This is a genomic window from Geomonas sp. (assembly GCF_035254065.1).
Lineage (GTDB): Bacteria > Desulfobacterota > Desulfuromonadia > Geobacterales > Geobacteraceae > Geomonas.
In genome coordinates this window covers 1-3,682 of record NZ_DATFBA010000097.1, presented here as the reverse complement: position 1 = coordinate 3,682, position 3,682 = coordinate 1, and the positions used below count along the sequence as shown (strand labels likewise).

2 protein-coding genes and 1 pseudogene are annotated in these 3,682 nt (G+C 61.5%); 1 reads left to right on the top strand and 2 read right to left on the bottom strand.

Features of this window, described 5'->3' with window-relative positions:
• Window positions 1-196 precede the first annotated feature (196 nt).
• Window positions 197-793 carry a TetR/AcrR family transcriptional regulator gene (locus VJ604_RS05075; protein ID WP_324080292.1) on the bottom strand — a complete coding sequence of 199 codons (597 nt, stop codon included), beginning with the start codon at window positions 791-793 and terminating at the stop codon, window positions 197-199.
• Window positions 794-1,055: 262 nt separating this feature from the next.
• On the opposite strand from VJ604_RS05075, the gene scpC reads away from it, so the two are divergent.
• Entirely contained in the window at window positions 1,056-2,618 is a 1,563-nt protein-coding gene (gene scpC / locus VJ604_RS05070; protein WP_324080291.1) for a succinyl-CoA:acetate CoA-transferase ScpC, read from the top strand.
• A gap of 156 nt (window positions 2,619-2,774) precedes the next feature.
• Here scpC and VJ604_RS05065 read toward each other — a convergent pair.
• Window positions 2,775-3,682 (bottom strand): annotated as a pseudogene (locus tag VJ604_RS05065) (response regulator); the annotation flags it as partial.

Sequence of the window (3,682 nt, the reverse complement as noted above, 5' to 3'; positions counted from 1 at the left end):
GGCAAGCTGGTGGGAGTGGCGCTCGGCGGGTAAGGTCCGACAGGCCCCTCTCCCCACGGGAGAGGTTAGGGTGAGGGAAATATCAACGAGGTGTGAGGCTTCCCTCACCCCGGCCCTCTCCCGGAGGGCGAGGGGGAGTTGGGAGAAGCGGAAAAAGAGGACGAGAGGAAAACTCTCTATCCTTGATGCACCCTTTTCAGGCCTGCGCGGCGACGCCCTTGATGAAGATGGCAAGGTACTCACGGACAAGCTTCTCGTCCTGCTCGGGGTCGTGGCTGATCAGATTCTCGGTGGCGTGCAGGCTCAGGAAAAAGTAGTTTACCATCCCCGCCAGGGCGAGCGCAGCGTTGGTAGGCTGTACGTCTCCCCGGAAACGCTGCTGCCGTATCCCTTCCTCGATCACCGCCGCCATGCTCCGGATCACCTCGTCGATCACCGGCTGCACGATGCTTCCAAAGAAGGGGGTGGGATTGGTGAGTTCGCTGGTGTAAAAGCGCAAGAGGTAGGGGTTGTTGCGATGCCTGCGGAATGTCCAGCGCAGGTACTCCTCGACCATCGCCACCGGGTCCGAGATTCGCCCGCGCAGTTCGTGGAACTCCTGGAAGGAGGAGAACTGCTGCTTCAGCACCTCCGAGTAAAGCCCCTCCTTGCTGCCGAAGTGATAAGAGATCATGGAGATGCTGGTGGAGGCCGCCTGCGAGAGTTCCCGGATGCTCACGCCGTTCAATCCCCGCTCCGAGAACAACTTGGTCCCCACCTCCAAAAGCTTCGTCCTGCTGTCTGTCTTTTCCATTCCTTCTCCGCCTTTCCAAATTGTCCCGGCAGAGATTAGCAAAATCATTGCGGAAAAGCCATTGCTAATGCGTCGACTTTCTTCTCTTCCCTCCGCAAATCCCCCGAAATCGCCGACTTGACCCCACTCCTCTCCCTGCACCCTCTCCCCCATCAGCCATTCCTGTTGCATTCCTCAGCCGGTGCTGTTATCGTGTATACATTTTCGAACGATCGTTCGATATGGATCGGGACAGATCACTCACGAGGAGGATACATTCACGATGTCCGAGTTGCACAACAGGATCAGAAAGGCGAGCCTTCACTCAAGGATCAAGAAGGTCGAAGAGGTCATCCCGCTGTTCAAGAACGGCATGAACGTCGGCTGGTCGGGCTTCACCCCCGCCGGCTATCCGAAGATGGTGCCGATCGCTCTTGCCGAGCATGTGGAAAAGAACGAGCTGCAGGGAAAGCTGAAGTTCAACCTCTTCATCGGCGCTTCGGTCGGCGCGGAAACCGAGGACCGCTGGGCCTCGCTGGACATGATCGACCGCCGCTGGCCGTACCAGACCGGCAAGAACATCCAGGCCGGCATCAACGAGGGGCGCATCCAGATGGGGGACAAGCACCTCTCCATGTTCGCCCAGGACCTCGGCTACGGCTTCTACACCAAGGATAACGGCGGCCGCCTCGACATCGCCATCATCGAGTGCTCGGCGATAACCGAAAACGGGGACCTGGTGCTGACCGCCTCCTGCGGTGCCGTTCCGGAAATCGTGCAGATCGCCGACCGGATCATCCTCGAGGTGAACACCTCCATCCCGAACTTCGAAGGGCTGCACGACATCATCGAGCCGATCGCCCCGCCGCGCCGCCAGCCGTACCTGATCACCCGCGTGGACGACCGCGCCGGCTCCCCCTACGTCCGGATCGACAACGACAAGATCGTCGCCATCATCGAGTCGGACCGCCCCGATAACGGCCGCTCCTTCAGCGAGCAGGACGACACCTCGGAGGCGATCGCCCAGCATATCATCGACTTCTTCGGTCAGGAGGTGAAGGCTGGCAGGCTCCCCAAGAACCTTTTGCCGCTGCAGTCGGGCGTCGGCTCCATCGCCAATGCGGTGATCGGCGGGCTGGCCAACGGTCCCTTTACTGGTCTCAAGGTGTGGACCGAGGTGCTGCAGGATACCATGCTGGACTTCTTCGACTCCGGCAAGCTCGACTTCGCCTCGACCGTCTCCCTCTCCTTCTCCAGGGACGGTTTCAAGCGTTTCTACGAGAACTGGGACAAGTACAGCGACAAGGTGCTGATGCGTCCGCTCTCCATCGCCAACCACCCGGAGCCGATCCGCAGGCTGGGGTGCATCGCCATGAACACCCCGGTCGAGTTCGACATCTACGCCCACGCCAACTCCACGCTGGTGGGGGGCACCAGGATGATCAACGGCATCGGCGGCTCGGGCGACTTCCTGAGGAACGCCTACCTCTCCATCATGCACACGCCTTCGGCCCGTCCGTCCAAGACCGACCCGACCGGTATCACCTGCGTGGTGCCGCACGTGCCGCACGTCGACCACACCGAGCATGACCTGGACGTGCTGGTCACCGAGCAGGGCCTGGCCGACCTGCGCGGCCTGGCCCCCAAGCCCCGCGCCCAGCTGATCATCGACCGCTGCGCACATCCCGACTACAAGCCGCTCCTGCAGGATTACCTGGACCGGGCGACCAGGGAGTGCCTCTCCAGGAAGGCGGGCCACGAGCCGCAGATGCTCGACCGCGTCTTCAAGATGCAGGTGAACCTGGCGCAGAAGGGAACCATGAAGATCGACAGCTGGGACCTGTAGGCCCCTGCGGGGACCCCACGAAAAAGGGCAGAGTGCGCGACCGCCACTCTGCCCTACTTACCCCATTAACCACGAAAGGCACGAAAGAGCACGAAAGAAAGGCTACATGCTGGGCCTCTTTCGTGTTTTTCGTGCCTTTCGTGGTGAAGGTTTCTCCTACCCGAAGATCCTTTTGAAGAGCCCCTTCTTCTCCGCTTCGCGCCGCTCGGCGATGACTTGCATCCCCTTCTGGGCGTTTCTCTCGCGGGAGTTGATCTTGAGCGCCTTCTGGAACTCTCCCTCGGCCAAGCCGTCTCTCCCCTCGTCCAGCAGCATCCAGCCCCGGAAGGCGAACGCCTCTGCGCAGCGCCCCATCTGCAGGCTCTTGGAGAGCAGATTGCGGGACCTCTCGGTAGCGGCGCCGGAGCCGCGGTTGGAGGGGTTGCGGTAGATGGCCCAGGCCAGGAAGGCGCTGATCACGGCGTCCTGCGGGTCGAGGGTGTAGGATTCCTGCAGCGCCTTCTCGGCGTTCACATAATCCCCCATCTCCAAAAAGACCTTGCCGGACTGGAACTGGATGCGCGCCTGCAGCTGGTCTTCCTCCTTGCTGCTCCCCAGGCTGTTCGCCTTCAGCATCTCGTCGTAGCGCTCCTTGGCGATCACGTTGGAGAGGGTGTTGTAGGCGTTGGCGTAGTGGGAGAGGACGTCCTGGGCGCGGGCGAGGGTGGCTCCGGAGAGTTCCATGAACCTCTCCGGCGAGTATTCGCGGGTCTTGGCGAAGTAGGCGTCCTTGAGGCCGGCGAAGGTGAAGGTGGCCTGGCTCATGCCGAAGATCTCGTAGTAGTTCTTGTCCTGGATCGCGGCGTAGTCGCGCTGCACTTCCTGTTCGAAATCGATCTCGCTTGAGGAGAGCGGCGCGGCCATCCCGGTTTCCCCCACCACCAGTTCGATGGAGTCGGAGACCTCGTCTACCAGGTCTTCGAAGCTCATGGTTGCCGCCTGCAACTCGGCTACCTCCTCGATGGGGCGGTTGAAGAGGCGCTTCTGCGGGAAGTCGGGGGCTTGGTCGGAGGCCTGTGCGCTGT

What these genes read in the sequence shown, in the direction of transcription:
- VJ604_RS05075 (WP_324080292.1), bottom strand. Translation starts at nt 793, where the DNA reads ATGGAAAAGACAGACAGCAGGACGAAGCTTTTGGAGGTGGGGACCAAG.
- scpC (WP_324080291.1), top strand. Translation starts at nt 1,056, where the DNA reads ATGTCCGAGTTGCACAACAGGATCAGAAAGGCGAGCCTTCACTCAAGG.